This is a genomic window from Pseudomonas sp. 86_A (genome assembly GCF_017491705.1).
GTDB lineage: Bacteria > Pseudomonadota > Gammaproteobacteria > Pseudomonadales > Pseudomonadaceae > Aquipseudomonas > Aquipseudomonas koreensis.
The window spans coordinates 483664-510010 of record NZ_JAFGYS010000001.1 but is presented as its reverse complement, the minus strand read 5'-3'; the positions used below and the strand labels follow the sequence as shown (position 1 = coordinate 510010).

At 60.1% G+C, this 26347-nt stretch carries 25 protein-coding genes and 4 tRNA genes; 24 read left to right on the top strand and 5 right to left on the bottom strand.

Annotated elements, in window-relative coordinates; translation table 11 throughout:
- Positions 1–130: 130 nt before the first annotated feature.
- From accD to J5M57_RS02475, 14 genes are all read left to right on the top strand, one after another.
- Positions 131–1051, top strand: coding sequence for an acetyl-CoA carboxylase, carboxyltransferase subunit beta (accD, locus tag J5M57_RS02540; protein WP_027611535.1), 921 nt, complete (start codon positions 131–133; stop codon positions 1049–1051).
- Positions 1048–2355 carry a bifunctional tetrahydrofolate synthase/dihydrofolate synthase gene (folC, locus tag J5M57_RS02535; RefSeq protein WP_207848808.1) on the top strand — a complete coding sequence of 436 codons (1308 nt, stop codon included), beginning with the start codon at positions 1048–1050 and terminating at the stop codon, positions 2353–2355. Before accD ends, folC begins: the two co-directional genes overlap by 4 nt.
- Positions 2339–2998 (top strand): SPOR domain-containing protein, encoded by a 660-nt coding sequence (locus J5M57_RS02530; protein WP_064588341.1) that lies wholly within the window; start codon positions 2339–2341, stop codon positions 2996–2998. The genes folC and J5M57_RS02530 overlap by 17 nt, the downstream gene beginning before the upstream one ends.
- A 98-nt stretch (positions 2999–3096) precedes the next feature.
- Positions 3097–3657 carry a CvpA family protein gene (locus J5M57_RS02525; protein ID WP_045122548.1) on the top strand — a complete coding sequence of 187 codons (561 nt, stop codon included), beginning with the start codon at positions 3097–3099 and terminating at the stop codon, positions 3655–3657.
- Between the two features lie 41 nt (positions 3658–3698).
- Positions 3699–5204 (top strand): amidophosphoribosyltransferase, encoded by a 1506-nt coding sequence (gene purF, locus J5M57_RS02520; RefSeq protein ID WP_207848809.1) that lies wholly within the window; start codon positions 3699–3701, stop codon positions 5202–5204.
- Positions 5205–5284: 80 nt separating this feature from the next.
- Complete coding sequence (locus J5M57_RS02515) at positions 5285–6496, top strand: O-succinylhomoserine sulfhydrylase (protein WP_207848810.1); 1212 nt, start codon at positions 5285–5287, stop codon at positions 6494–6496.
- On the top strand, positions 6493–7269 hold the full coding sequence (locus J5M57_RS02510; protein WP_169843665.1) for an SDR family oxidoreductase: 777 nt from the start codon (positions 6493–6495) through the stop codon (positions 7267–7269). The genes J5M57_RS02515 and J5M57_RS02510 overlap by 4 nt, the downstream gene beginning before the upstream one ends.
- 168 nt (positions 7270–7437) lie before the next feature.
- Positions 7438–7513, top strand: a tRNA-Val gene (locus J5M57_RS02505).
- Positions 7514–7568: 55 nt separating this feature from the next.
- Positions 7569–7645, top strand: a tRNA-Asp gene (locus J5M57_RS02500).
- A gap of 94 nt (positions 7646–7739) precedes the next feature.
- Positions 7740–7816 (top strand) — tRNA-Asp (locus J5M57_RS02495).
- Between the two features lie 484 nt (positions 7817–8300).
- The gene (locus J5M57_RS02490; protein ID WP_207848811.1) at positions 8301–11132 is read left to right on the top strand and encodes a xanthine dehydrogenase family protein molybdopterin-binding subunit; all 2832 of its coding nucleotides are present in this window, start codon (positions 8301–8303) and stop codon (positions 11130–11132) included.
- Positions 11125–11664 (top strand): (2Fe-2S)-binding protein, encoded by a 540-nt coding sequence (locus J5M57_RS02485; protein WP_207848812.1) that lies wholly within the window; start codon positions 11125–11127, stop codon positions 11662–11664. The genes J5M57_RS02490 and J5M57_RS02485 overlap by 8 nt, the downstream gene beginning before the upstream one ends.
- A 2-nt stretch (positions 11665–11666) precedes the next feature.
- Entirely contained in the window at positions 11667–12902 is a 1236-nt protein-coding gene (locus J5M57_RS02480; RefSeq protein WP_207848813.1) for a cytochrome c, read from the top strand.
- 1 nt (position 12903) lies between these two features.
- A complete protein-coding gene (locus J5M57_RS02475) occupies positions 12904–13875 on the top strand; it encodes an XdhC family protein (RefSeq protein WP_207848814.1) in 972 nt (323 codons plus the stop codon).
- Positions 13876–13922: 47 nt separating this feature from the next.
- Here the strand turns inward: J5M57_RS02475 and J5M57_RS02470 are convergent, their stop codons facing one another.
- Positions 13923–15206, bottom strand: coding sequence for an FAD-binding oxidoreductase (locus J5M57_RS02470; RefSeq protein ID WP_207848815.1), 1284 nt, complete (start codon positions 15204–15206; stop codon positions 13923–13925).
- A 184-nt stretch (positions 15207–15390) separates the two neighbouring features.
- Here J5M57_RS02470 and J5M57_RS02465 point away from each other — a divergent pair.
- The 3 genes from J5M57_RS02465 to J5M57_RS02455 all read left to right on the top strand — a co-directional run bounded on the left by J5M57_RS02465 (position 15391) and on the right by J5M57_RS02455 (position 16427).
- A tRNA-Val gene (locus J5M57_RS02465) sits at positions 15391–15467 on the top strand.
- 230 nt (positions 15468–15697) lie between these two features.
- Positions 15698–15934 carry a hypothetical protein gene (locus J5M57_RS02460; RefSeq protein ID WP_169843670.1) on the top strand — a complete coding sequence of 79 codons (237 nt, stop codon included), beginning with the start codon at positions 15698–15700 and terminating at the stop codon, positions 15932–15934.
- A 37-nt stretch (positions 15935–15971) separates the two neighbouring features.
- Positions 15972–16427, top strand: a complete 456-nt coding sequence (locus J5M57_RS02455) for a DUF2214 family protein (protein WP_207848816.1) — start codon at positions 15972–15974, stop codon at positions 16425–16427.
- Positions 16428–16649: 222 nt separating this feature from the next.
- Here the strand turns inward: J5M57_RS02455 and csrA are convergent, their stop codons facing one another.
- The gene (gene csrA, locus J5M57_RS02450) at positions 16650–16844 is read right to left on the bottom strand and encodes a carbon storage regulator CsrA (protein ID WP_003179932.1); all 195 of its coding nucleotides are present in this window, start codon (positions 16842–16844) and stop codon (positions 16650–16652) included.
- A 250-nt stretch (positions 16845–17094) separates the two neighbouring features.
- On the opposite strand from csrA, the gene J5M57_RS02445 reads away from it, so the two are divergent.
- Both J5M57_RS02445 and J5M57_RS02440 read left to right on the top strand, forming a co-directional pair.
- Positions 17095–17463 carry a penicillin-binding protein activator LpoB gene (locus J5M57_RS02445; RefSeq protein ID WP_083368485.1) on the top strand — a complete coding sequence of 123 codons (369 nt, stop codon included), beginning with the start codon at positions 17095–17097 and terminating at the stop codon, positions 17461–17463.
- A gap of 85 nt (positions 17464–17548) precedes the next feature.
- Complete coding sequence (locus J5M57_RS02440) at positions 17549–18460, top strand: siderophore-interacting protein (protein ID WP_207848817.1); 912 nt, start codon at positions 17549–17551, stop codon at positions 18458–18460.
- Between the two features lie 57 nt (positions 18461–18517).
- On the opposite strand, the gene J5M57_RS02435 is transcribed toward J5M57_RS02440, so the two are convergent.
- From J5M57_RS02435 to J5M57_RS02425, 3 genes are all read right to left on the bottom strand, one after another.
- A complete protein-coding gene (locus tag J5M57_RS02435; protein WP_083368487.1) occupies positions 18518–19207 on the bottom strand; it encodes an endonuclease I family protein in 690 nt (229 codons plus the stop codon).
- Between the two features lie 4 nt (positions 19208–19211).
- Positions 19212–19502 carry a DUF1654 domain-containing protein gene (locus tag J5M57_RS02430; protein WP_083368488.1) on the bottom strand — a complete coding sequence of 97 codons (291 nt, stop codon included), beginning with the start codon at positions 19500–19502 and terminating at the stop codon, positions 19212–19214.
- 177 nt (positions 19503–19679) lie between these two features.
- Positions 19680–20768 (bottom strand): asparaginase, encoded by a 1089-nt coding sequence (locus tag J5M57_RS02425; RefSeq protein ID WP_207848818.1) that lies wholly within the window; start codon positions 20766–20768, stop codon positions 19680–19682.
- 351 nt (positions 20769–21119) lie between these two features.
- On the opposite strand from J5M57_RS02425, the gene J5M57_RS02420 reads away from it, so the two are divergent.
- From J5M57_RS02420 to J5M57_RS02400, 5 genes are all read left to right on the top strand, one after another.
- Entirely contained in the window at positions 21120–21575 is a 456-nt protein-coding gene (locus J5M57_RS02420; RefSeq protein ID WP_207848819.1) for a hypothetical protein, read from the top strand.
- Between the two features lie 199 nt (positions 21576–21774).
- The gene (locus tag J5M57_RS02415) at positions 21775–22731 is read left to right on the top strand and encodes a sugar ABC transporter substrate-binding protein (RefSeq protein ID WP_207848820.1); all 957 of its coding nucleotides are present in this window, start codon (positions 21775–21777) and stop codon (positions 22729–22731) included.
- 57 nt (positions 22732–22788) lie between these two features.
- The gene (locus tag J5M57_RS02410; RefSeq protein WP_064588310.1) at positions 22789–24342 is read left to right on the top strand and encodes a sugar ABC transporter ATP-binding protein; all 1554 of its coding nucleotides are present in this window, start codon (positions 22789–22791) and stop codon (positions 24340–24342) included.
- On the top strand, positions 24339–25316 hold the full coding sequence (locus tag J5M57_RS02405; protein WP_064588308.1) for an ABC transporter permease: 978 nt from the start codon (positions 24339–24341) through the stop codon (positions 25314–25316). The genes J5M57_RS02410 and J5M57_RS02405 overlap by 4 nt, the downstream gene beginning before the upstream one ends.
- Before the next feature lie 3 nt (positions 25317–25319).
- Complete coding sequence (locus J5M57_RS02400; RefSeq protein ID WP_064588307.1) at positions 25320–26339, top strand: LacI family DNA-binding transcriptional regulator; 1020 nt, start codon at positions 25320–25322, stop codon at positions 26337–26339.
- The last annotated feature ends 8 nt before the right edge of the window (positions 26340–26347 follow it).

Below are 26347 nucleotides of genomic sequence, written 5' to 3'. Positions count from 1 at the left end.
GCACGCAGGTCATGTTTCGCGCTGACCGCGGAGTTCCACCAACCATCGCCACACACATGAATTTAGCTGAAGGGCATACGCGGGGCTGCGAACCAGAGCGTTCGGGCCGCCGGTACTGGAGAAAGAAAGCATGAGCAACTGGTTAGTAGACAAACTGATCCCTTCGATCATGCGTTCGGAGGTCAAGAAGAGCTCGGTGCCTGAAGGTCTGTGGCACAAATGCCCGTCCTGCGAGGCTGTGCTGTATCGCCCTGAGCTGGAAAAGACCCTGGACGTTTGCCCCAAGTGCAATCACCACATGCGCATCGGCGCACGGGCGCGCATCGACATCTTCCTGGATGCCGAAGGCCGCAACGAACTGGGCGCCGATCTGGAGCCGGTTGACCGTCTGAAATTCCGCGACGGCAAGAAGTACAAGGATCGTCTGGTCGCTGCACAGAAGCAGACTGGCGAAAAAGACGCGTTGATCTCCGTCAGCGGCACCCTGCTGGGTATGCCGGTGGTGGTGTCGGCATTCGAATTCAGCTTCATGGGCGGTTCCATGGGCGCCATCGTCGGTGAGCGCTTCGTGCGCGCCGCCAACTACGCTCTGGAAAACCGTTGCCCGATGATCTGCTTCGCCGCTTCCGGCGGTGCGCGGATGCAGGAAGCGCTGATCTCGCTGATGCAGATGGCCAAGACTTCGGCAGTGCTGGCGCGTCTGCGTGAAGAAGGCATTCCGTTCATCTCGGTATTGACCGACCCGGTCTACGGCGGTGTTTCCGCCAGTCTGGCGATGCTCGGCGACGTGATCGTCGGTGAGCCGAAAGCCCTGATCGGCTTCGCCGGCCCGCGCGTGATCGAGCAGACCGTGCGTGAAAAACTGCCGGAAGGCTTCCAGCGCAGCGAATTCCTTCTGGAGCACGGCGCCATCGACCTGATCATTGATCGTCGTGAACTGCGTCCGCGCCTGGGCAATCTGCTGGCGCAACTGACCGGCCAGCCGACACCGACCTACGTCGCGGCTCCAGTCGAGCCAATCGTCGTACCACCGGTGCCTGCCAACGTATGACCGAGCGTACCCTTGGCGAGTGGCTCGCCTACCTAGAGCAGTTGCATCCATCGGCCATCGACATGGGGCTGGAGCGTTCGCAACAGGTAGCGTCCCGCATGGGGCTGGGCCAGCCGGCGCCTCGGGTGATTACGGTCACCGGCACCAACGGCAAGGGTTCGACCTGCGCATTCGTGGCTTCGTTGCTGCGGGCGCAGGGCCTGAGCGTTGGTGTCTACAATTCTCCGCACCTGCTGCGTTACAACGAGCGGGTGCAGCTCAATGGCGTCGAAGCGACTGACGCGCAGCTGTGCGAAGCTTTCGCCGCGGTCGAGGCCGGGCGTGGCGAGACTTCGCTGACTTACTTCGAAATGGGCACCCTGGCGGCGTTCTGGCTGTTTCAACAGGCCGGTCTGGATGCGGTGGTGTTGGAAGTGGGTCTGGGCGGTCGTCTGGACACGGTCAACGTGGTGGACGCCGATATCGCGCTGGTCACCAGCATTGGCGTCGATCATGCCGAATACCTGGGCAATACCCGCGAATCCGTAGCCTTCGAAAAGGCCGGGATTTTCCGTCAGGGCAAACCTGCCTTGTGCGGCGATCTGAACCCACCTCAACCTCTGCTCGACAAGGCCCGCGAACTGGCGTGCCCGTTTTTCCTGCGCGGGCGTGATTTCGACCTCGGTATCACCGATCAGCACTGGCAGTGGCGCGGCACTGATGCACAAGGCCAGCCCGTCGAACTGCACGACTTGCCGCTGCTGGATCTGCCGATGGAAAACGCCGCGCTGGCATTGCAGGCGTATCTGCTGCTCGGATTGCCGTGGAATGCAGCGCAGATCGTGGCGGCCTTGCAGGCGACTCGCGTGGTCGGGCGTCTGGATCGCCGATCCTTTGAGTTCAACGGCAAGCGTCTGAATCTGCTGCTGGATGTCGGACACAACCCGCACGCGGCGGAGTATCTGGCGCGGCGCCTGGCCAGTCGTCCGCCGGTGGGCAAGCGCCTGGCGGTGTTCGGCTTGCTGGCCGACAAGGATCTGCATGGTGTTGTCGGCGAATTGAATGCTAGTGTCCAGCATTGGGCTGTGGCGCCGCTGGATTCGCCGCGTTCGCGCCCGGTCAGTGAATTGCACGCCGGGTTGCAGAACCTTGGCGCTTCAGTCACGTCCTATGACAGTGTCGCGGCGGCGCTGGAAGGGCAGTGCGCAGTGGCTACCAGCGACGACGAAATTCTGTTGTTCGGATCATTTTATTGTGTCGCCGAGGCCCTTGAATGGCTGGCCCGGCGCTCCACGGAGGAAGCGGCAAATGGCTTTGCTGGATAAAGCGTACAAGCAGCGCATGGTTGGCGCCCTGGTGTTGGTGGCACTGGCGGTGATTTTCCTGCCGATGCTGTTTTCCCGTCAGGACGAGCAGCGTCAAGTGACCGTCGAGGCGCCCGCCGCGCCGCAAGCGCCTGCCGTACCGCAAGTGCAACTTGAGCCGGTGGCCGTGCCAGAGCCGCAAACGCTGCCGCAAGAACCGGTGCCGAGCGATGACGAAGTGGCCGAGCAATCGACGCCGTCGATGCCAATTGCGCCCGCGCCAGCGCCAACACCTGCGCCAGTCGCCAAGCCGGTTGCCCCGGCACCTGCGCCAGTGACCAAGCCGACAGTGGCACCGGCCCAGCCGATCGCGGCGGCCCCGGCCAAGCCTGATACCACGCAAAGCCGCGTCGACGCTAACGGTCTGTCGGTCAGCTGGTCGGTGCAACTGGCCAGCCTGTCGAGCCGTGAAAGTGCGCAATCCCTGCAGAAAACCCTGCGCAGCCAAGGCTATAACGCCTATATCCGCTCGGCCGATGGCAAGAACCGGGTGTTTGTCGGCCCGTTGATAGAGCGCGCCGAGGCTGATCGTCTGCGTGATGTCTTGAGCCGTCAGCAGAACCTCAAGGGTTTTGTCGTGCGCTTCCAGCCTGAGCGTGGCTAAAAACTATCGCCCGGATTGAAAAGCACTGACAATCGCAGCTTACCGACAGCGGTGCGCTCTGCTAAAATGCGCCGCCTTATCCGTCTGTAGGCTGCACTGTGCCATTTACCATGGTTGACTGGGCGATCGTTGCAATCATCGCCATCTCCGCTTTGATCAGTTTGAGCCGCGGCTTCGTCAAGGAAGCATTATCGCTGGTGACCTGGATCATCGCAGGAGCCGTTGCCTGGATGTTTGGTGGCTCACTGTCCGAGTACCTCGCCGGATACATCGAAACCCCATCGGCTCGCGTGATCGCGGGCTGTGCCATCATGTTTGTCGCCACACTGATCGTGGGCGCAATGATCAATTATCTTATCGGCGAGTTGGTTCGCGTGACCGGATTGTCCGGCACCGATCGATTCCTGGGCATGGCCTTCGGCGCGGCGCGTGGCGTGTTGCTGGTGGTCGTGGCAGTCGGGCTGTTGAGCCTGGGGCCGGTACAGCAGGACGGGTGGTGGAAAGAATCACAGCTCGTGCCAAAGTTTCTATTGGTCGCCGACTGGTCCAAAAACCTGATTCTCGGGTGGAGCAGTCAGTGGCTTGCCAGCGGAATCAGCGTACCCGCTGATATTCCGTTCAAGGAGCAACTCTTGCCGTCGGCCAAAACGCCACAGTGAGTGTTGTTCAGTTCAGATCCATTAAGTAGGGGTTGCGTCGCATGTGTGGCATCGTCGGTATCGTCGGTAAGTCGAACGTCAATCAGGCGCTGTATGACGCGCTAACCGTGCTCCAGCACCGCGGCCAGGACGCTGCCGGTATCGTGACCAGCCATGATGGCCGGTTGTTCTTGCGCAAGGACAATGGCCTGGTGCGTGACGTGTTCCAGCAGCGTCACATGCAGCGTCTGGTCGGCCACATGGGTATCGGCCACGTGCGTTACCCGACCGCTGGCAGCTCGACTTCGGCCGAAGCGCAGCCGTTTTACGTCAACTCGCCGTACGGCATCACCCTGGCGCACAACGGCAACCTGACCAACGTTGAACAGTTGGCCAAGGAAATCTACGAATCCGACCTGCGTCACGTCAACACCAGTTCCGACTCGGAAGTGCTGCTGAACGTGTTCGCCCACGAGCTGGCCCAGCGCGGCAAGCTGCAGCCGACTGAAGAAGACGTGTTTGCCGCCGTGACCGACGTGCACAACCGTTGCGTCGGCGGTTATGCGGTGGTGGCGATGGTGACCGGTTACGGCATCGTCGGTTTCCGTGACCCGCACGGCATCCGCCCGATCGTGTTCGGCCAGCGTCACACCGACGAGGGCGTCGAGTACATGATCGCGTCCGAAAGTGTTTCGCTGGACGTGCTCGGTTTCACCCTGATTCGCGACCTGGCCCCGGGCGAAGCGGTCTACATCACTGAAGACGGCAAGCTGCACACCCGTCAGTGCGCGACCAACCCGTCCCTGACCCCGTGCATCTTCGAACACGTCTATCTGGCGCGTCCGGACTCGATCATCGACGGTGTGTCGGTGTACAAGGCCCGTCTGCGCATGGGTGAGAAACTCGCCGAGAAGATCCTGCGCGAGCGTCCAGAGCACGACATCGACGTGGTTATCCCGATTCCGGACACCAGCCGCACCGCGGCGCTGGAGCTGGCGAACCACTTGGGCGTGAAATTCCGCGAAGGTTTCGTCAAGAACCGTTACATCGGTCGTACCTTCATCATGCCGGGCCAGGCGGCACGCAAGAAGTCGGTCCGTCAGAAGCTCAACGCCATCGAGCTGGAATTCCGCGGCAAGAACGTGATGCTGGTCGACGACTCGATCGTGCGCGGCACCACCTGCAAGCAGATCATCCAGATGGCCCGCGAAGCTGGCGCGAAAAACGTCTACTTCTGCTCGGCGGCTCCGGCTGTGCGCTTCCCGAACGTCTACGGCATCGACATGCCGAGCGCTCACGAACTGATCGCGCACAATCGTTCGACGCAGGACGTGGCGGATCTGATCGGTGCGGACTGGCTGATCTATCAGGACCTGCCTGACTTGATCGAAGCGGTCGGTGGCGGCAAGATCAAGATCGAGCACTTCGATTGCGCGGTGTTTGACGGCAAGTACGTGACCGGCGACGTCGACGAGGTTTACCTGAACAAGATCGAGCAGGCACGCAACGATGCCTCCAAGGTCAAGACCCAGGCGGTCAGTGCGATCATCGATCTGTACAACAACTGAGTTTCTACCGGCCCTGAGGGGCCGGTTTTGTATCTGGCAAAAGACTTTTACTTATTCAGAACAGGGCAAGGAGTGACAGCATGAGTCAGGAATGGGATGCCGGTCGGCTGGACAGCGACCTCGAAGGCGTAGCGTTCGATACCCTGGCCGTACGTGCCGGTCAGCACCGGACGCCGGAAGGCGAACACGGTGATCCGATGTTCTTCACTTCCAGCTACGTGTTCCGCACCGCCGCCGACGCGGCTGCGCGGTTTGCCGGGGAAGTGCCGGGCAACGTTTACTCGCGTTACACCAACCCGACCGTGCGCGCGTTCGAAGAGCGCATCGCTGCGCTGGAAGGCGCCGAACAAGCCGTCGCCACCGCCACTGGCATGGCCGCGATCATGGCGGTGGTGATGAGCCTGTGCAGCGCTGGCGATCACGTGCTGGTGTCGCGCAGCGTGTTCGGTTCGACCATCAGCCTGTTCGAGAAATACTTCAAGCGCTTCGGTGTGGAAGTCGACTACGTTCCGCTGGCCGATCTGTCGGCGTGGGATGCGGCGATCAAGCCGAACACCAAGCTGCTGTTCGTCGAGTCGCCATCCAATCCGCTGGCCGAATTGGTGGATATCACCGCGCTGGCGGAAATCGCGCACGCCAAAGGCGCGATGCTGGTGGTCGACAACTGCTTCTGCACACCCGCACTGCAGCAGCCGCTGAAAATGGGTGCGGACATTGTCGTGCACTCGGCAACCAAGTTCATCGATGGCCAGGGCCGTTGCATGGGCGGGGTGGTGGCTGGTCGCAGCGAGCAGATGAAGGAAGTCGTCGGTTTCCTGCGCACCGCCGGGCCGACCCTGAGCCCGTTCAACGCGTGGATCTTCCTCAAGGGGCTGGAAACCTTGAACCTGCGCATGAAAGCGCACTGCGCCAACGCCCAGCAACTGGCCGAATGGCTGGAGCAGCAGGGCGGCATCGAAAAGGTTCATTACGCCGGTCTCAAGAGTCATCCGCAGCATGAGCTGGCCCAGCGTCAGCAGAAGGGCTTCGGTGCGGTAGTGAGTTTTGAGGTCAAGGGCGGCAAAGAGGGCGCCTGGCGCTTTATCGATGCAACCCGGTTGATTTCGATCACCGCCAACCTCGGTGACAGCAAAACCACCATCACTCATCCGAGCACCACCTCCCACGGCCGTCTGGCCCCGCAGGAGCGTGAAGCGGCGGGGATTCGTGACAGCCTGATCCGCATTGCGGTCGGTCTGGAAGATGTGGCGGACCTGCAGGCCGACCTGTCGCGCGGTCTGGCGGCGTTGTGATCGAGTTGTCTACTCCGACAGTAGGCACCCATGGCCGCGTTGCGCTGGTCACCGGTGCCGCACGCGGCATCGGTCTGGGCATTGCTGCCTGGCTGATCAGCGAGGGCTGGCAAGTGGTGCTGACCGACCTGGATCGTGTGCGCGGTTCAAAAGTGGCGAAGGTGCTGGGCGAAAGTGCCTGGTTCATCGCCATGGACGTGGCGGATGAGAACCAGGTCGCGCTTGGCGTCGCCGAAGTGCTTGGGCAGTTTGGTCGCCTGGATGCGCTGGTGTGCAACGCGGCAGTGGCCGATCCGCACAACATCACCCTGGAAAGCCTCGATCTGGCGTACTGGAATCGGGTGCTGGCGGTGAATCTCAGCGGGCCGATGCTGCTGGCCAAGCATTGCGCGCCGTATCTGCGGGCGCACAATGGCTCGATCGTCAATCTGGCGTCGACCCGCGCGGCACAGTCCGAGCCGGATACCGAGGCGTATGCGGCGAGCAAGGGCGGCTTGTTGGCGCTCACGCATGCACTGGCAATCAGCCTTGGGCCGGAGATCCGCGTCAATGCGGTCAGTCCGGGCTGGATCGATGCGCGGGATCCGTCGGCACGACGTGCCGAGCCTCTGGCCGATGCCGATCATGCCCAGCATCCGGCGGGCAGGGTAGGGACGGTCGAGGATGTGGCGGCGATGGTGGCGTGGCTGTTGTCGCGCAATGCCGGGTTTGTCACCGGGCAGGAGTTCGTCGTGGATGGTGGTATGACCAAGAAGATGATTTACACCGAGTAACGAGCGAAGCCGCGATCTCTGTGGGAGGGAGCCAGCTCGCGATAGCGGTCTGAGGGTTGATGGGGTGTTCGGGATTGACTCAATTTTGTCTTTTTCAGAAAAACTTCAATCCTGCTATTGACTTAGGTTCGCTACCTGCGTAAATTTCGCGGCCTCGGAGATGCAAACGGGTGATTAGCTCAGCTGGGAGAGCGTCTGCCTTACAAGCAGAATGTCGGCGGTTCGATCCCGTCATCACCCACCACTCCCCGAGAAACTTGCGAAAGCAAGAGGTAGGCTGAAAGTGCCTCCACCGACGCGCAGCGGTAGTTCAGTCGGTTAGAATACCGGCCTGTCACGCCGGGGGTCGCGGGTTCGAGTCCCGTCCGCTGCGCCATATTTTACGAGTCAGTCAATGTCTGGTTCGCGATTGTCAAGCACCGAAGCTTGCAGTCAAAACGAGTTACTTGAGCGCAAGCTCAAAGCGATACGCAGCGGTAGTTCAGTCGGTTAGAATACCGGCCTGTCACGCCGGGGGTCGCGGGTTCGAGTCCCGTCCGCTGCGCCATATCTGTTTCAAGGACCACTGAACGCCTTGAAACACCGAAAGCAACCGCTGGTTGTTTCGGAATCGATAGCAAAGACCCTGGTCGAAAGACCGGGGTTTTTTGTGTCTGAAATTTGGCGTTTCCTCTTTTCCTTCCTGCCCCAATCCCTAGACCAACACAAATCCCTGTGGGAGTGAGCCTGCTCGCGATAGGGTCAGTTCAGCCCTGCACTTGGTGACTGACACTCCGCTATCGCGAGCAGGCTCACTCCTACAAGTGTCTACCCACCTGCTGCGGTGCCACGCCGCATTGATTTTTTGATTCTTTAGTCAAATTTTTGTAACTGGTTGTTTGCTGCGAGCCCAGAAACCTTTAAAGTTAACCTTTCGGTCAGCTTTGCACTGTCAACACGCCCTTTGTTTAGCCAAGAAGGGCTTCTGCAAGACTCGAGATTCCCAGTAGATAACCAGAAGGGCGGACACATAACCGCCCAGAGGATGATCCATGTCCAACCGTGATATATCCCGGCGCTCGTTCCTCCAGGGCGGGCTGGTGGCGGGTGTGAGCGTGACGCTCGCGCCGCTCAGCAGTCAGGCGCTGGCTGCCTTGATGGAAAACAGCGTGACCGTGCCGTCCGAGAAGTGGCTCGGCAACAACGGCAAGGCGCGTCAACGTAACGACGCATTGTCCAAGGTCTGCGGCAGCAAGGTCTTTGCCCGCGACATTCGCTCCAAGGACATGCCGGGCTGGCCTGAGCAACAGGGCCACGCGATGCTGCTCAAAACCATCAAGGCCGACCGTATCTACGACGGCTATGACCTGTCGTGGCTCGGCGCAGACTTGCAGCCTGACCGCATTGTCACGGCGGCCGACCTGGACAAGGACGGTATCGTGTTTCCTGAAGAGCACGCGCCCGATCCATTGCTGCCCGAAGGCAAAGTGCCGATGTTCATCGGTCACCCGGTAGCGATCCTGATCTGGAACGATTTCGAGCGTTTCCGTCAGGCCAAGAGCAAACTCAAATTCAATGACAAGGCGATTCGTTACGGTGCGCAAGTTCCGTACTACGAAGGCGACCCGTATGGCAGCTTCCGCTACGTGCGCGTGGGTGGCCCGACCTCGGCTGACGAAGACGAATTCGCCAGCCTCAAGGATTCGATTCTGTTCCCGATGCTGAAGAACCGTCGCCCGGTGTGGAATTCCCAGCCGAACCTGCACGGTAACCTGACCGAGCGCGGCCTGTTCTACGCCGACCGCATGAAGCAGCAGATCGACACGCCGCCGGACAACTGGCTGGTGTTCGACGAGCGTTACAAGACCCCGTCGATCGAGCCGGCCGCGATGGAGCCGGACAACGGCAATGGCTGGTACGACCCGAGCACCAAGACCCTGCACTTCGTGGTTGCCACCCAGTGCCCGCTGGAAGCGGCGACCGAGACCGCGAAAATGATCGCGCCGTCGCGTTTCGGCCTGGCCAACCTGAACATGCACCCGGGTTACACCGTGGGTTACGGTTCCAAAGACCACAACATCTTCGTCTACTACGCTGCCCTTGCGGCGCTGTATGGCGCGGGTGTGCCGATCCGTCTGGCCAACGACCGCTACGAGCAGTTCCAGAGCGGTATCAAGCGCCACCCGTTCGACATCCGCTACCAGTTGGCGGTGGACAAGAACGACTACAGCTTCAAGATTTTCCGCGCAGAAATGAGCGTCGATGGCGGTGGCCGGATCAACTACAGCCCGTCGGTGGCGGCGGTGGGCGCTACGGCGGCACAGTCGATCTATTACATGCCGCAGAACGATCTGCAGGTCACCGCTTACCACTCGCGTGCTGTTGAAGCGGGCTCGATGCGCGGCTACGGCACCCTGCAAAGCATGGCCTCGACCGAAATGATGGTCGACGAAATCGCCAATCGCCTGGGTGTCGACGCGATCGACCTGCGTCGCAAGAACGCCCTGCGCTCCGGTATGAAAAATACCCAGGGTGCGATTCCGGCCGGTGCCTTGCGCCTGCACGAAATTCTCGACAAGGCCTCGGTGCACGAAGTCTGGAAAAACCGCGACGCGATCAAGCAACAGCGCGAGGCCGCCGACCCGGACAACTGGTATGGCGTCGGTTTTGCCATCTGCCAGAAAGACTTCGGCACCGGCTCCGAAGCTCCGATGGCCAGCATCGAATTCACTGCTGAAGGTCGCATTTCCCTGCGCCACATCGGTATCGAAATCGGCACCGGCATGTCCACTTCGCAAGCGCTGGTCGTGGCCGATTTCCTCGGCAGCCCGGCGCATGACGTCAAGACCGGCGAAACCGAGTGGAAGGAAATGCAGCTGATCACCAGCGGCAACCCATACATCATGAGCCAGGCCGAGCAGGACAACCTGCTGCGTAACCCGCGTTGGGTTGGCAAGCTGGCCTCGGCATCGTCGGCGACCAACTCGGCTTACTACTTCAGTCACGCCACCCGTGAAGCAGCACGCGTGCTGTTCAACAACGGTTTGTGGCCGGCGGCCATGGAAATCTGGCGTCAGGGCCCTTATGGCGGTCAAGCCAACCCTTACGTCGTGCGTCGCGAAGATGCGCATTGGGTCGACGGCAAACTCACCGCCAACGGCATGCAGCCGTTGAGCTTCGAAGAGCTCGCCAAGCACGCTCACGAGCGTGGTCTGGTGACCGGCGCCACCGTTCACGCGTTCAACCGCTGGAGCTGGGCCGAGGCTGAATACAGCATCGACGGCGTGCGCGAGCGTCTGCCACTCGACGGTCTGGCGGTGAAGTATGGCGATGGCGCACCGAAGGCGAAAAAAGCACTGATGAGCACCGCAGGTTTCCATCTGCTGGATCGCCAGAACATCAATTACCCGGTGGTTCAGTTGAACAACGCCGCGGTGACTTACTACAGCCCGGTGGCGACGCTGGTGGAGCTGAAGGTCAACAAGGGCTCGGCCGAAGTCGAAGTGCTCAACCACCATTCGTGGGTCGAGTGCGGTCGGGTGCTGGTCGAAGAACTGGTCAAGGGCCAGCTCGAAGGCGGTATCGCCATGGGCATCGGCCACGCCTTGATGGAAGAGATGCCGCTGTACGAAGGTGGGCCGGGGGAAGGGGACTGGAACTTCAACCGTTATCGCCTGCCGATGGCCCGCCACGTGGCGGTGTGGAAGCAGACTGCGGAGATTCTGCCGCCGCTGTCACCTAGCGATCCGTCCAAAGGCATCGCCGAAGTGGTGATGATCCCGGTGGTCGGTGCCATCGGTAACGCCGTGGCGCACGCCATCGGTAAACGTGTTCGCGATCTGCCAATCACTGCTGCGCGCATCAAGGAGGCCCTCAATGGCTAACCGTCCGCTTCAACTGACCCTCAATGGTCAATCCGTCGGCCCGGTGGACATCCCTGATGACCTGCCGATGATCGACTACCTGCACGAATACAAGAACCTCACCGGTTCGCGCCTGGGCTGCGGCCAGGGCATTTGCCACGCCTGCGTGGTGATCGTCGACAACCCGGACGGTACCAGCGAAGAAGTGCGCACCTGCATCACCGGCGCCCATTACTTCGAAGGCAAGACAGTGCGCACCATCGAAGCTCAGGCCAAGCGCGACGAGCAAGGTCAGGTCACTGAGCTGAACCCGATCCAGCAACGCTTCGTCGACGAATTCGCCTTCCAGTGCAGCTACTGCGCACCGGGCTTCGTCAACGCCGCGACGGTGCTGGTGGAGAAGCTGCAGCGCCAGCCGATCGCCAAGAGCAAGCTGGAACAGGTCATCGAGGACAGCCTCGGCCATCACGTCTGCCGTTGCACCGGGTACGTGCGTTACTACAACGCCACCCGCAACGTGCTGACCGATCTCGGCCTGGTCAAGGAGGGTTGAGCATGAAGCATCTACTGACCCGCCTGACCCTGGCGGTCGGGCTGGCTGCGCCGGTGTTGTTTGCCCATGCGGACGATCAGGTCAAGCGCGGCGAATACCTCGCCCGCGCGGCCGACTGCATGGCGTGCCACACCGCGCCGGGCGGCGCGCCGTTTGCCGGCGGGCTGCCGATCGTCTCGCCGTTTGGCACGATCTACGGCACCAACATCACGCCGAGCAAAGAGCACGGTATCGGCCTGTACAGCGATGACGAATTCTTCGCGGCGCTGACCGAAGGCAAGCGCCGCGACGGGGCGAATCTGTACCCGGCGATGCCGTACACCTCGTATCACTTGGTGCCGCGGGCAGATTCGGACGCGATCCACGCGTACCTGAAAACCATCGAACCGATCGAGCGCGCCGCGCCGGTCACCAGCCTGAGCTTTCCGTTCAACGTGCGTCTGGGCCTGATGGGCTGGAACATGCTGTACGGCAAGGCCTTGAAGCTCGAGCCTGGAGAAGGTCAGAGCGAGGCCTGGAAGCGCGGCCAGTACATGGTCGAGGTGCTCGGTCACTGCGGCGAATGCCATACGCCACGCGGCCTGCCGGGCGCGATGCAGTTGGACAAGCGCCTGACTGGCGGCGTCCTCAACGGTTATCTGGCGCCGAGCCTGCTCGCCACCGATCTCGCGGCGCGCGGCTGGAATCAGCAGGACCTGAGCACATTCCTCAAACACGGCATGAGTGCCCAGGGCACGATGTTCAACGAGATGTTCCCGGTGTTCCACAACAGCACCCAGGGGCTGAGCGATCAGGATCTGGCAGCGATGGCGACGTTCCTGCTCGGCGACAAGCCGCCTGCAGCCAAAGCGCTCGTTGAAGTGCCCGTGGACAAGCTCAGCCCGAGCGCGCAACGCGGCCGTCAGGAATATTTGAACGTCTGCGCCGGCTGCCATGCTGCCGGTGGTGAAGGCAAGCCGCACATCGCCGTGGCCATGCGTGGCAATACCACGCTGCGCCTGGAAGATCCGCGCAACCTGGTGCGGGTGATCGAGGACGGTATCGGCGAGCAGAAATTCGCCGGGTTCGAGCACATGCAGCCGATGCCGGGTTTCGCCGACAAACTCAGTGCCGAGCAACTGACTGATCTGCTGAACTACCTGCGTCAAGGCTGGGGCGGTCAATCGGCAGAGCTGGCGGTCAGCGACGTGCAGAGGCTGCAAGCGGAAGTTCCGGCTGTCGAGCACAAGGCGCACTGACATGCAGCATCTCGATCTGCAAGTGGTGCGGCGGGCGCTGGAGTGGTCGGTGGCGGGGCAGCGCATCTGGCTCTGCACGGTGCTGACCACCTACGGCTCGGCGCCGCGTGCGCCGGGTTCACTGCTGGCAGTGAACGCTGGCGGACAGTGGATCGGGTCACTGTCCGGTGGCTGCGTCGAGGAAGACTTCCTCGAGCGCGTGGCGGAAGGTGCGTTTCTCGATGCGGTCAACGTGGTGCGTTACGGCGAAGGTGATGATCCGCGCTCGCGGGTCAGCCTGCCCTGTGGCGGCATTCTCGATGTACTGGTAGAGAAATTTGACGCCGACTGCGAGGTGCAGGCGCATCTGCGTGAGCTTGAGTCGGCGCTGCTCGGTCAGCGCCGCTTGATTCGCGAAGTCGATCTGACCAATGGCGCGCGCAGTCTGTTCGCTGATCGCGAGCAGGGCGCGCGCATCGAGCGCGAGATTGATCGGGTGCGGATTCGCGTAGGTGCCGCTCAGCGTTTGCTACTGGCGGGGTATTCCAGCGTGGCGCAGGCGTGTGCCGAGTTCGCGGTGGGTCTCGGCTTCGAAGTGATTCTCTGCGATCCGCGCGATGAAGTGCTCGAAGGTGTGGTGCTCAATGGCGTGGAGATTCGTCGGCAACTGCCGTCGGTGTTCATTGCCGATGGCGGCTGTCACCGCGATACCGCGGTGGTGGCGCTGACCCACGATCCACGTATCGATGACTTGGCGATGATGGAAGCGGTGCACACCGAGGCGTTCTACATTGGCGTGATGGGCTCGCAGCAGACCTCGCAGAAACGCTTCGAGCGCTTGCGTCGCATTGGTGGGCTGGATGAGGCTGAGCTGGCGCGGATTCATGCGCCGATCGGTCTTAACCTCGGCAGCAAGACGCCAGCGGAAATCGCGCTGGCGGTGCTGGCGGATATCCTGCGCATCCGTAGCGGGATTGCTCGGGATCAGCTCTGAAACCGTTCAGTGTTGAATAAAAAGGGCCGCTGTTCAGCGGCCCTTTTTTACATCCCGAATTTGTCGCGCAAGCCGTAATACCAGGCGCCCAACGCAGCAAATGGCGTACGCAGCAACTGCCCGCCGGGGAACGGATAGTGCGGCAGGTCGGCAAACGCATCAAAGCGCTCAGCCTGGCCGCGCAACGCCTCCGCCAGCACCTTGCCTGCCAAATGCGTGTAGGTCACGCCGTGGCCGCTGCAGCCCTGCGAATAATAAATGTTGTCGCCCAGACGCCCGACCTGCGGCAGGCGCGACAGGGTCAGCAGGAAGTTGCCGGTCCAGGCGTAGTCGATCTTCACGTTTTTCAGTTGCGGGAAGGCCTTGAGCATTTTCGGGCGGATGATCGCTTCGATGTTCGCCGGATCCCGTGCGCCATACACCACGCCGCCGCCGAAGATCAGGCGCTTGTCGCCCGTGAGGCGGTAGTAGTCGAGCAGGTAGTTGCAGTCTTCGACGCAGTAATCCTGTGGCAGCAGGGATTTCGCCAGTTCATCGCCCAGCGGTTCGGTGGTGATCACCTGGGTGCCGCAGGGCATGGATTTGGCCGCCAGTTCCGGTACCAGATTACCGAGGTAAGCGTTGCCGGCAACGATGATGAATTTGGCCCTGACCTTGCCTTGCGGCGTGTGCACCACCGGGTTGGCACCGCGCTCGATGCGTACGGCGGGAGATTGCTCATAGATCGTACCGCCGAGGGATTCGACGGCGGCGGCCTCACCCAGCGCCAGGTTCAGCGGATGGATGTGCCCGCCGCTCATGTCGAGCATGCCGCCGACGTACTGATCGCAGGCAACCACCTCGCGGATGCGGCGTTCGTCGAGCAGTTCCAGTTGCGTATGGCCGAAGCGTTCCCACAGACGCTTCTGCGATTCCAGGTGGCCCATCTGCTTGGCGGTCAGCGCGGCGAACACGCCGCCGTCCTTCAGGTCGCACTGGATGTTGTACTTGGCAACGCGCTCACGAATGATCCGGCCCCCTTCGAAGGCCATCTGCCCGAGCAGTTGCGCCTGCTTGGGGCCAACGCTGCGCTCGATGACGTCAATGTCCCGGCTATAGCTGTTGACGATCTGCCCGCCGTTGCGCCCCGACGCGCCGAAACCGACCTTGGCCGCTTCCAGCACGGTCACGCGAAAGCCGTTCTCCAGCAGGAACAGCGCCGAGGACAGCCCGGTGTACCCGGCGCCGATCACACAGACATCCGTCTCCACGTCATCCTGCAAGGTCGGACGTGGCGGTACGGCATTGGCCGACGCAGCGTAATAAGACTCTGGGTAAGGGGTGTTCGCCATCCTGCAGCCTCTGTTTAATATATTTTACGAGTGAGCCGATCCTACCCGAGTTGAAAAACCTCCGCCAGCCACCGGAAAAATCTTCTTCAACGGCCCGAAATTAAATATTTTGCATATTCATAGGGTTAGGTGAAAAAAAGGTGTTGACACCCCTTCGGAATTCCGTAGAATGCCGCCTCACAGCAGGCACGTAGCTCAGTTGGTTAGAGCACCACCTTGACATGGTGGGGGTCGTTGGTTCGAGTCCAATCGCGCCTACCAAACAAAATCCGCTCTGCTGGGCGGTCTAGAAGGGCTCACCGAAAGGTGGGCCCTTTTTTGTTGTCTGCGATTTGCCAAAGCCTGCCCCAGGCACTCCCCTCGATACCTCCACATCTTTAGTTACCTTGAGCGCTTAGCGTGTTTCGAAATAACACGATCCGTTCATATGAAGTTCTGTTTATTTTTGGATCCGTTGAAAAAGTGTGGATATTTAAGGGGTTACCGGTATTTTGAACCGACCGGTTATCAAAAAAATCTTGTTGCTGGTCGTGAACTTCAGTAACATCCGCCCTGCGTTCACCACCACGGTTTATGCATTTTTAAATCCCAAGCTTCCATCAGCTGCTTGGGATTTTTTTTGCCTGCGATTTGGCGAAACCCGCTTTTTCTCTCTTTTCTTCCTGCTCGAAGCTTTCCAGTCCCACGATGGTGTGCGGGCGCAATCGGGTTTTTTCGACTACTACTGATTGGCGTTTTTCAGGGCTTTGTCAAAGGAGTTCGTCGATGCTGGTTCACTGGTTTCTTGCCGCTATCCATCTATTGGCTTTTGCCTTGGGGTTCTGGGCTGTGCTGACCCGTGGCACGGCGTTCAGTCGTCTGGCTACTGGATCCGGTGATGTCAGGCGGGTTTTGCTTGCCGATAATCTGTGGGGGATTGCAGCGCTGATTCTGCTGGTGACCGGCGGCATGCGCGCCTTCGGCGGGTTTGAAAAGGGCACTGACTACTATCTGCACCAACCCCTGTTCCATTTGAAGATGACGTTGTTCGTGCTGATTCTGCTCTTGGAGCTGGCGCCGATGATCACCCTGATCAAATGGCGGATCGCGTCTGCACGGGGTAAGGCGATCGATACTGGACATGCAAAGCTGTTTGCGCGGATCAGCCATGTCGAAGCGCTGCTGTTGATGCTGATGGTGATTGCGGCCAGCGGCATGGCCCGAGGCGTGACGTTCGGTTAACAGGGAGCAATTCCCTGTGTCCTCTCGGAAATGTCTGACAGCCAGGCTTGGCAGTCGCAGGTAGTATCGCGTTGCAAGAGAGGGGAGGGAGAGAATGAAGCGGAGGGGGATTGTGTCAGGCGCCGTGCCCAGTGGACTGGGGAGCGGATGGCAGTACGGCGCGTGAATCTTTAGCCAGTCATTACGCAGGGCAAACGAACTGGCTACTGAGTGCGAGGTGACTCAGGGTGTTTGTGGCTTGTCCGGGGCGGTCAGGCCAGCCTGGATGCGCTGATAGATTTCTTCACGGTGTACGGCAACGTTTTTCGGGGCGTTGATGCCGATGCGAACTTGCTGACCGCTTACGCCGAGGATGGTGATCGTAATGTCATCACCAATATTTATGCTTTCACCGACTTTGCGGGTGAGTATCAGCATGGTCTTCTCCTTGATTGCTTTGTAGGGCACCTGATTCAGACAGTGCAGAGGTCGGTGGTACGTATAGATTAGTGCGAAGTCTCACGGTTTGGGTGCCTCTTTCTGACGCGCAGATGCGGCATTAATTCCCAGGGCGTAACTATACAGAGGCTGCAATCATCAATCTCGTTGTTTTGTGCCCATTTTGCGGGCCTCGCGAAGTATTTATGAATGATAAGATCGCCGCTTTGAGATTTTCGAGGAAAGCGTTGTGCGCAAATTGGTCTGGATGGTCGCGGCACTGGCATTGGCAGGATGTGGTGAAGGCAAGAGTGTAGACGTACCGAAGCCGAAAACGGCAGTCGCGGCAGCACCTGCGGCAGCTTCCGCCCCGCAATGGGACCTCGAAGTACGCGGCGAAACGCCCCAGGCTGTGAGTGATCTGAGTGGCTGGTTGATCGAGCATGCTTTCGTGCCGACCGTGATCAAGGACAGCAGCGGCAAGACGCGGATTCTGATTGGTCCGTTCAACTCCCAGGCCGAGGCTGAAGCGCGCAAGGTGCAAGTGGATGCGGCGCTGGTGAAGGCCAAGAAACAGAATGTCGAATCGGTGCTCGTGGAGCATCCGCTCGCGCCATAAACAACGTATTCGGCGGAGCGGCTTAAAGGACATCGCAGATAACTCGTCTTATACGAGTCAATCACGATTTCTGCAGGCGCTCCGCATGGCTTCCACTGCTCCCTACAAACTCTTCAATGCGGTTCTGCACCGCAAGACCCTGGTAAGCCCGCACATGATGCGGATCACGCTCGCCGACCCTTCGATCAGTGACATGACAACTTGGGCGCCGGACCAGCGCGTCAAACTGTTTTTCCCTGCTGAAGATGGATCTCCCGCAAGGCTCGCGCAGGAGGAGGGGTGGTACGCGCGTTTTCGCTCGATGCTTGCAAGTCGTCGACCGGCCATGCGTACTTACACCATTCGTCATCTGCGCGCCGAGCAAGGCGAGGTCGATATTGATTTTGTCCTGCACGGCGAGACCGGTCCCGCCTCGCGCTGGGCGCTGCACGCGCAGCCGGGTGCCTCGATGCAAATACTTGCTCCCGACTGCGGTTTTTCCGCGCAGGACGCCGGCGGCTTCGAATGGAAACCGCCGCAGGTGCTCAAGCAGGTGTTGCTGGTGGCCGATGCCACGGCTTTGCCGGCGGCCATAGGCATTCTCGAAGCGTTGGCCGCCACGGCCGAACCACCCCAGACTCAGGCGTATTTTGAAGTCGACAGCGCGGCAGACACGCTTTCGGTGCCAGACTGGCCCGGGTTGTCGGTGCAGTGGCTGGTTCGTGATCAGGCGCCTGCAACAGTGGCTGGAACGCTGATGGTGCAGGCGGTGCAGCAGGCCTTCTCGCCGGCCGATGAGCCATCAGTCGCTCAGGCTGCGGAACTGGCTGAGGTCGATATCGACAAAGACATTCTTTGGGAGATCGCCAATACCGCCCCTGAAGGATTCTATGGCTGGATAGCCGGAGAAAGCGCCGCGGTCATGCGACTGCGCAAGCACCTGATCAAGGCGTGCGGTATCCCGCACGAGTCGCTCAGCCTGATGGGGTACTGGCGCTACAACAAGGCGGGCAGCTAGGCGCAAAAAAAAGGCCTCGAACTTTACGTTCGAGGCCTTTTCTTTTGGGCTGCAGGATCAGCCGCAGGCTTTCAGGTTCACCGGGCCGACAAATTCGTTGCCGCGTCCCATCACGCACGCCACGCTCTGGTTGCGCTGGCGCTCCCAGTCTTGCACCGGGTACGTCTTGTCCCACGCCTCATACAGCTGGCGATCCTGTTTCGACAGGCGCAAGCCGTATTGCTTGCTCATGTAGAAATAGGTGCGCGCGATCATGCCGCGAATCGACGGCCGGGGCATGACCTTCTTGGCCTTGAAATCGACCTGGGTCAGGCAGGATCCGTACTGGCCGGATTGCACCGGCAGCCAGCCATAACTGAAGTTGCTGCGATCACCATTGACCTCGCCAATGCTCGGCACGAGGTTGTGCAGATCGGCTTCGGCTTTCTGATAGCTCGGGTCATAGCGAGTGCAGTTCTTGCGCCCGCCCGACTGCCAGCATTGACGCTGATGGCCGAACTCCCACGCCGGCACGATGTGCTCCCACTCGATGCGCGAAGCGCGCTTGGCGTTTTTACGCGGCACATAACCGCAGGCCTTCAGGTCCACCTTGTTGCCGGTGTACTTGCACCCGCAATAAAACTCGGTGGACTGTGGCGCGTACAGTTTCCAGGCGACCTTCTTGGCTTCGGAAAACGTGCGGGGCGCGCCGGCTTGGGCACCAAAAGCAATGAACAGCAACAACAGAGCAAAACAGCGGACACTCATTGAATCAATCTTCCTTCGGCACAACCCAAAAAATCTGCACGCCACCATCGTCGCGATAGGCGAGTGTGACGTTGTCGTTCTCGTCGATTTCCTCGAGCAGTTGCTCCCAGGCATCCATCGGCTCGTCCGGCAAACGGAAGATCAATGCGGCTTTGGCTTTTTGTGCGGTGGGAGAATTGATGATTTTCTGAACGCGCATACCCATGCGTTCGTAAGCGTCAGGAGCATCAGGAGAGGTGGCCACGAGGTTATCCTTATTAAGCTGTACGTGCATACAGTATTTAACTGTAGGCATTTTCGCAACTGCTTAAAATTCAAGAAAATCCTCTGACAGCGCTTTTCCGGTTTTGGTGTAAGTCGGGTCGATTATTTTGTGCGAAATTGTCGCGTAGAACGTAGGTGCTGACACCACTCGCCATGCGGCGAGTGGTGAGCAAGTTGCCCGACCCGGAAAGGGTCAGGCGAGGGGCAGTCAGTATTCCCAGAACATCCGTTGCAGCTCTTTGCTGTCGTTGGTTTTGGTCAGGGCGACCATGGCCAGGATGCGGGCTTTTTGCGGGTTCAGGTCGTGAGCGACAACCCAGTCGTACTTGTCGTCAGGCTGTTCAGCGTTACGCAGGACGAAACCGCCGGCGTTGACGTGGGACGAGCGGATGATCTGCACGCCGTCTTTACGCAGGGCCTGCAGGGATGGCACAACGCGCGAAGACACCGAGCCATTGCCGGTACCGGCGTGGATGATGGCTTTGGCGCCGGCTTGGGCCAGTGCCTTGTAAGCGGTGTCGTCGACGTTGCCGTAGGAGTAGGCGATTTCTACGTCAGGCAGGCTCTTGATGTTCTTGATGTCGAATTCCGAATCCATGGTGTGACGCTTGGCGGGCAGGCGGAACCAGTAGGATTTGCCTTCAACCACCATGCCCAGCGGACCCCAAGGGCTTTTGAACGCCTCGGTCTTGATGTTGATCATCTTGCTGACGTCGCGGCCGGACTGGATTTCATCGTTCATGGTCACCAGTACGCCTTTGCCGCGCGCATCCTTGCTGCTAGCGACGGCAACGGCGTTGTACAGGTTGAGCATGCCGTCAGCTGACATGGCGGTGCCGGGGCGCATGGAGCCGACGACGATGATCGGCTTGTCGGTCTTCTCGACCAGGTTCAGGAAGTAGGCGGTTTCTTCCAGGGTGTCGGTGCCGTGGGTGATGACGATGCCATCGACGTCTTTGCTGTCGGCCAGTTCGGATACGCGACGGCCCATTTGCAGCAGGTTGTCGTTGGTGATGCTTTCCGAGGCGATCTGCATGACCTGTTCGCCACGCACGTTCGCCAGTTTGTTCAGCTCGGGGATACCGGCGATCAGTTGTTCAATGCCGACCTTGGCCGCTTGATAAGTGGCGCTGTTGGCTGCGCTGGCGCCGGCACCGGCAATGGTACCGCCCGTGGCGAGTACCACGACGTTGGCGAGTTTGGTCTGGGTTTCGACTTCTTTTGCTTGAAGGGCGGTTGGCAGGAGCAGGAGGAGGGCCAAAGCGCCCGGAACCAAGGTGTTGAAAGCAGATTTCATTATTTTTCTCTCTAGTAGTGAGACGGTGCTGATGCAGGTTCATCTAGATGCGCCCCGTGCCGATCTGAATGCTCGGGGTGCAGGCTAGGGAGCAGGATCTGTACCAGCCGTACTTTGCGAGAGATAAATGTTTAACCTGTTGATTTAAATCAATATTTTTTGATTGGGAAAATTCAGGTGTGAGTCGTTTATCCGGGTTTCCGAACAAAGGAGGCTTTCGTGTTCGGCTCTCCGAAAAGGACTACGAGCGCTGTCGAGCAAATGGGGTTGTCGATTACAGGCTATCTGCTAAAGAAACCGATCTACGGGCCGATGGGTGTTCAAGGAAACTGAAAAATCTAGGGAGTTCACATGTCACTGACGATCGGCATTGCCAATCCCGGTACCGTCACCATCGGCGGCAAAACCGCAGCGACGATCAATGCAATGAACAAGGCGGAAGCGGATGCCTCCGACGAGGCGCTGGGCGTCGAAAAAGAGCAAAGCAACCAGGTCAGAACCGGTGGTCCTGCGCAAGAAGCCAACAATGCTGATAGCGCCGACAGCGGCGATAGTCTAAGCATCACCGTGAAAATGTTGCTCAAGCGCATGCAGGAGTTGCAGAAGCAACTGCAGGAGCAGCAACAGCAACTGGCTGCGGCTCAGGCTGCGAGTTATCCGACGCCCGAGGCCAAGTCGCAGGCGGTCATGTCCGTTCAGGGGCAAATCGCGCAAACCAGCGGCGCATTGATGGAAGTCGCGGCAGCGTTGGTCAAGGAAATGTCCAAGGACTCCACCAGCGGCAACCTGGTCAGCACCACGGCATAAGCAGTGGGGGCGAATCAGATGATTCGCCCTGCAGTAAGTGACGATTTCTGATTGTTGACAAATGTCGGCGGGATTCGCATAGTTCGATCTACGCAAACGTTTGCGCGGCTTTCCCGAGGTATCAATGCCCGGAAGAAAGCGATCAAGCTTACGCCAGCGCAAGCGTTGCTCACAATAATCATAAGATCGGAGTGAACCCATGAAGCTGCCATTTGCTGGACGTCTTCTTGCTGTCGCTATGCTGGCTGCCACAGCCGCTGCACTACCTGTCTCTTCGGCGTTCGCCGAGTCCCCTGAAAAACCTAAAGTCGCGCTGGTCATGAAGTCTCTGGCCAACGAATTCTTCCTGACCATGGAAGACGGCGCCAAGGCCTACCAGAAAGAACACTCCGCCGATTTCGACCTGATCTCCAACGGCATCAAGGACGAGACCGATACCGCAGGCCAGACCCGCATCGTCGAGCAGATGATTCTGGCGAAGGTCAATGCGCTGGTCATCGCGCCTTCCGACTCCAAGGCCATGGTGCCGGTGATCAAGAAAGCCGTCGACGCCGGTATCACCGTGATCAACATCGACAACCAGCTCGATCCGGCAGTCGTCAAAAGCAAAGGTATCAGCGTGCCATTCGTTGGCCCGGACAACCGCAAGGGCGCACGCCTGGTCGGCGAATACCTGGCCAAGCAACTGAAGGCCGGTGACGAAGTCGGCATCATCGAAGGCGTATCCACCACCACCAACGCCCAGCAGCGCACCGCCGGCTTCAAGGATGCGATGGACGCGGCGCAGATCAAGGTCGTCTCGCTGCAATCCGGTGATTGGGAGATTGACAAGGGCAACAAGGTTGCCGCGTCGATTCTCAGCGAATACCCGGATGTAAAAGCATTGCTGGCCGGTAACGACAGCATGGCCGTCGGCGCCGTTTCTGCCGTGCGTGCTGCCGGCAAGGCGGGGCAGGTCAAAGTGGTTGGCTACGACAACATCAACGCCATCAAGCCGATGTTGAAGGACGGCCGCGTCCTGGCGACTGCCGACCAATATGCCGCCAAACAAGCGGTGTTCGGCATCGAGACCGCGCTGAAGATCATCAAGGGCGAGAAAGTCGACAGTGGTGCCAATGGCGTGATCGAAACGCCGGTCGAGCTGGTCACCAAGTAAGTCTTCTGGCGACACAACGGCGCTCGTCCGTCCGGGCGAGCGCATGGAGAGTTTTTTATGTCAGTTTCCGCCCCGAACGCTGTCCTCTCGGTCAGCGGTATCGGCAAGACCTATGCGCAGCCGGTGCTCACAGGCATCGACTTGACGCTGATGCGCGGTGAAGTGCTGGCGCTGACCGGCGAGAATGGTGCCGGTAAAAGCACGCTGTCCAAGATCATCGGTGGTCTGGTCACGCCAACCACAGGCCAGATGCAGTTCCAGGGCAAGGACTATCGCCCGGGCAGCCGCACCCAGGCCGAAGAACTCGGCGTGCGCATGGTCATGCAAGAGCTCAATCTGTTGCCGACCCTGTCGGTGGCGGAAAACCTGTTTCTCGACAACCTGCCGAGCAACGGTGGCTGGATCAGCCGCAAGCAATTGCGCAAAGCCGCCATCGAAGCCATGGCGCAGGTCGGCCTCGATGCCATCGACCCGGACACCCTGGTCGGCGAGTTGGGTATCGGGCATCAGCAGATGGTCGAGATCGCGCGCAACCTGATCGGCGATTGCCATGTGCTGATCCTCGATGAGCCGACGGCGATGCTCACTGCCCGTGAAGTGGAAATGCTCTTCGAGCAGATCACTCGCTTGCAGGCGCGTGGCGTGTCGATCATCTATATCTCCCACCGCCTCGAAGAGCTGGCCCGAGTCGCGCAACGCATTGCCGTGCTGCGTGACGGCAATCTGGTCTGCGTCGAACCGATGGCCAACTACAACAGTGAGCAACTGGTCACCTTGATGGTCGGTCGCGAACTGGGCGAACACATCGACATGGGCCCCCGCAAAATCGGCGCGCCAGCGTTGACGGTCAAAGGCCTGACCCGTTCCGACAAGGTGCGGGATGTTTCCTTCGAAGTGCGTGCCGGCGAGATTTTCGGGATTTCCGGGCTGATCGGAGCCGGGCGCACTGAGTTGCTGCGGCTGATTTTCGGCGCCGACCTGGCCGACAGCGGCACGATCGCTCTGGGTTCGCCGGCGCAGGTCGTCAACGTGCGTTCCCCGGTTGATGCGGTCAATCATGGCATTGCCCTGATTACCGAAGACCGCAAGGGCGAAGGCCTGCTGCTCAGTCAGTCGATCAGCGCCAACATCGCCTTGGGCAACATGCCGGAAATTTCCAGGGCCGGGTTCGTCAATAACAGCGACGAAATCTCCCTGGCTCAGCGTCAGATCGACGCCATGCGTATTCGCAGTTCGAGCCCGACACAATTGGTGTCGGAACTGTCCGGCGGCAATCAGCAGAAAGTGGTGATCGGGCGTTGGCTGGAGCGCGATTGCTCGGTGCTGTTGTTCGATGAGCCGACTCGCGGCATCGACGTCGGTGCCAAGTTCGATATCTATGCCTTGCTGGGCGAGTTGACGCGTCAGGGCAAGGCGCTGGTGGTGGTGTCCAGTGACCTGCGTGAGCTGATGCTGATCTGCGACCGGATCGGTGTGCTTTCAGCGGGGCGTTTGATCGATACCTTCGAGCGCGACAGCTGGACCCAGGATGATTTGCTTGCCGCCGCGTTCGCCGGCTACCAAAAACGTGATGCGTTGCTCAATGAAGCGGCGCCTAGGGAACTCCCATGAAAACTGCATCTTCTGCCGGCAAACGTAGTGGCAATTTCTACGGTCTGGGCACCTATCTGGGCCTGGCCGGTGCCTTGTTGGCGATGGTGGCGCTGTTCTCGGTCATGAGCAGCCACTTTCTGTCCTATAACACCTTCAGTACCCTGGCCAACCAGATCCCCGATCTGATGGTGCTGGCGGTAGGCATGACCTTCGTGCTGATCATCGGCGGCATCGACCTGTCGGTTGGTTCGGTGCTGGCGCTGGCCGCTTCGACGGTCAGCGTGGCGATTCTCGGCTGGGGCTGGAGCGTATTGCCGTCCGCATTGCTCGGCATGGCAGTGGCGGCGCTGGCCGGCACGGTCACCGGGTCGATCACCGTGGCCTGGCGAATTCCATCGTTCATCGTGTCGCTGGGTGTGCTGGAAATGGCACGCGGTCTGGCGTACCAGATGACCGGTTCGCGCACCGCCTACATCGGTGATTCGTTTGCCTGGCTGTCGAACCCGATCGCCTTCGGCATCTCGCCGTCGTTCATCATTGCCTTGCTGGTGATCATCATTGCGCAGGCGGTGCTGACGCGTACGGTGTTCGGTCGTTACCTGATCGGTATCGGTACCAACGAAGAAGCCGTGCGGCTGGCCGGTATCAACCCCAAGCCGTACAAGATTCTGGTGTTCAGCCTGATGGGCCTGCTGGCCGGGATCGCCGCGCTGTTCCAGATTTCGCGCCTGGAAGCGGCAGATCCGAATGCCGGCTCCGGTCTCGAGCTGCAAGTGATCGCGGCCGTGGTCATCGGCGGTACCAGCCTGATGGGCGGGCGCGGTTCGGTGATCAGCACCTTCTTCGGTGTGTTGATCATCTCGGTGCTGGCTGCCGGCCTGGCGCAGATCGGTGCAACGGAACCGACCAAACGCATCATCACCGGCGCGGTGATTGTCATCGCTGTCGTGCTCGATACTTATCGCAGTCAGCGCGCCAGTCGACGGGGCTAAGTCATGGCAACAATCAAGGATGTGGCGGCGCTCGCGGGGATTTCCTACACGACCGTCTCTCATGTGGTGAACAAGACCCGCCCGGTCAGCCAGGAAGTGCGGCTGAAGGTCGAGGCGGCCATCAAAAGCCTCGACTACGTGCCCAGTGCCGTAGCGCGCTCGCTGAAAGCCAAGACCACTGCGACCATTGGCTTATTGGTGCCCAACAGCCTTAACCCGTATTTTGCCGAGTTGGCCCGGGGCATCGAGGATTACTGCGAGCGTAACGGCTACTGTGTGATCCTCTGCAACTCTGACGACAACCCGGAAAAACAGCGCAGCTATTTACGTGTGCTGCTGGAAAAACGCATCGACGGACTTATCGTTGCTTCCGCCGGTGGTGACACCGGACTCGCCCAAGGGCTGGCTGGTGTAAAAACGCCGATGGTCATTGTCGACCGGGGGCTGGAAGGCGTGGATGCGGATCTCGTGCGCATCGATCATGAATATGGCGCCTACCTGGCGACCCGGCATCTGCTGGAGCTGGGGCATCGCGATATCGCCACCATCGGTGGCCCGTCGGGCACCAGCGTGGCGCAAATGCGTCAGGCCGGTTTTTGCCGGGCGTTGAAGGAGGCGGGCATCAAGGTGCGTCCGGAGCGCATGCTGGAAAGCGACTTCACCAGCACCGGTGGCTACAACGCCGCAGCGATCCTGCTCGAAAGCCAGCCGCCGAGTGCGATTTTCGCTGGTAACGACATGATCGGGATCGGTGTGCTCCGTGCGGCGGCCGAGCGCAATGTGCGGGTGCCCAGCGAGCTGTCCGTGATCGGCTTCGACGATATCCAGATGAGCCGTTATGTGTACCCGGCGCTGACCACGGTCGGCCAGTCGATCCTGCAGTTGGGCGAGATGGCTGCCGAAGTGTTGCTGCGCAGAATTGCCACCCCGGGCTTGGTCACCGATCAACGGATCGTGACCCCGAGTATTGTCTTGCGCGAATCGACTGCGCCGCTGTCCGGCGTGTTTACCGAGTACCGCTGAAACCGAAT

What these genes read in the sequence shown, in the direction of transcription:
- accD (WP_027611535.1), top strand. Translation starts at nt 131, where the DNA reads ATGAGCAACTGGTTAGTAGACAAACTGATCCCTTCGATCATGCGTTCG.
- folC (WP_207848808.1), top strand. Translation starts at nt 1,048, where the DNA reads ATGACCGAGCGTACCCTTGGCGAGTGGCTCGCCTACCTAGAGCAGTTG.
- J5M57_RS02530 (WP_064588341.1), top strand. Translation starts at nt 2,339, where the DNA reads ATGGCTTTGCTGGATAAAGCGTACAAGCAGCGCATGGTTGGCGCCCTG.
- purF (WP_207848809.1), top strand. Translation starts at nt 3,699, where the DNA reads ATGTGTGGCATCGTCGGTATCGTCGGTAAGTCGAACGTCAATCAGGCG.
- J5M57_RS02515 (WP_207848810.1), top strand. Translation starts at nt 5,285, where the DNA reads ATGAGTCAGGAATGGGATGCCGGTCGGCTGGACAGCGACCTCGAAGGC.
- J5M57_RS02490 (WP_207848811.1), top strand. Translation starts at nt 8,301, where the DNA reads ATGTCCAACCGTGATATATCCCGGCGCTCGTTCCTCCAGGGCGGGCTG.
- J5M57_RS02485 (WP_207848812.1), top strand. Translation starts at nt 11,125, where the DNA reads ATGGCTAACCGTCCGCTTCAACTGACCCTCAATGGTCAATCCGTCGGC.
- J5M57_RS02480 (WP_207848813.1), top strand. Translation starts at nt 11,667, where the DNA reads ATGAAGCATCTACTGACCCGCCTGACCCTGGCGGTCGGGCTGGCTGCG.
- J5M57_RS02475 (WP_207848814.1), top strand. Translation starts at nt 12,904, where the DNA reads ATGCAGCATCTCGATCTGCAAGTGGTGCGGCGGGCGCTGGAGTGGTCG.
- J5M57_RS02470 (WP_207848815.1), bottom strand. Translation starts at nt 15,206, where the DNA reads ATGGCGAACACCCCTTACCCAGAGTCTTATTACGCTGCGTCGGCCAAT.
- J5M57_RS02455 (WP_207848816.1), top strand. Translation starts at nt 15,972, where the DNA reads ATGCTGGTTCACTGGTTTCTTGCCGCTATCCATCTATTGGCTTTTGCC.
- csrA (WP_003179932.1), bottom strand. Translation starts at nt 16,844, where the DNA reads ATGCTGATACTCACCCGCAAAGTCGGTGAAAGCATAAATATTGGTGAT.
- J5M57_RS02440 (WP_207848817.1), top strand. Translation starts at nt 17,549, where the DNA reads ATGGCTTCCACTGCTCCCTACAAACTCTTCAATGCGGTTCTGCACCGC.
- J5M57_RS02435 (WP_083368487.1), bottom strand. Translation starts at nt 19,207, where the DNA reads ATGAGTGTCCGCTGTTTTGCTCTGTTGTTGCTGTTCATTGCTTTTGGT.
- J5M57_RS02430 (WP_083368488.1), bottom strand. Translation starts at nt 19,502, where the DNA reads ATGCCTACAGTTAAATACTGTATGCACGTACAGCTTAATAAGGATAAC.
- J5M57_RS02425 (WP_207848818.1), bottom strand. Translation starts at nt 20,768, where the DNA reads ATGAAATCTGCTTTCAACACCTTGGTTCCGGGCGCTTTGGCCCTCCTC.
- J5M57_RS02420 (WP_207848819.1), top strand. Translation starts at nt 21,120, where the DNA reads ATGTCACTGACGATCGGCATTGCCAATCCCGGTACCGTCACCATCGGC.
- J5M57_RS02415 (WP_207848820.1), top strand. Translation starts at nt 21,775, where the DNA reads ATGAAGCTGCCATTTGCTGGACGTCTTCTTGCTGTCGCTATGCTGGCT.
- J5M57_RS02410 (WP_064588310.1), top strand. Translation starts at nt 22,789, where the DNA reads ATGTCAGTTTCCGCCCCGAACGCTGTCCTCTCGGTCAGCGGTATCGGC.
- J5M57_RS02405 (WP_064588308.1), top strand. Translation starts at nt 24,339, where the DNA reads ATGAAAACTGCATCTTCTGCCGGCAAACGTAGTGGCAATTTCTACGGT.
- J5M57_RS02400 (WP_064588307.1), top strand. Translation starts at nt 25,320, where the DNA reads ATGGCAACAATCAAGGATGTGGCGGCGCTCGCGGGGATTTCCTACACG.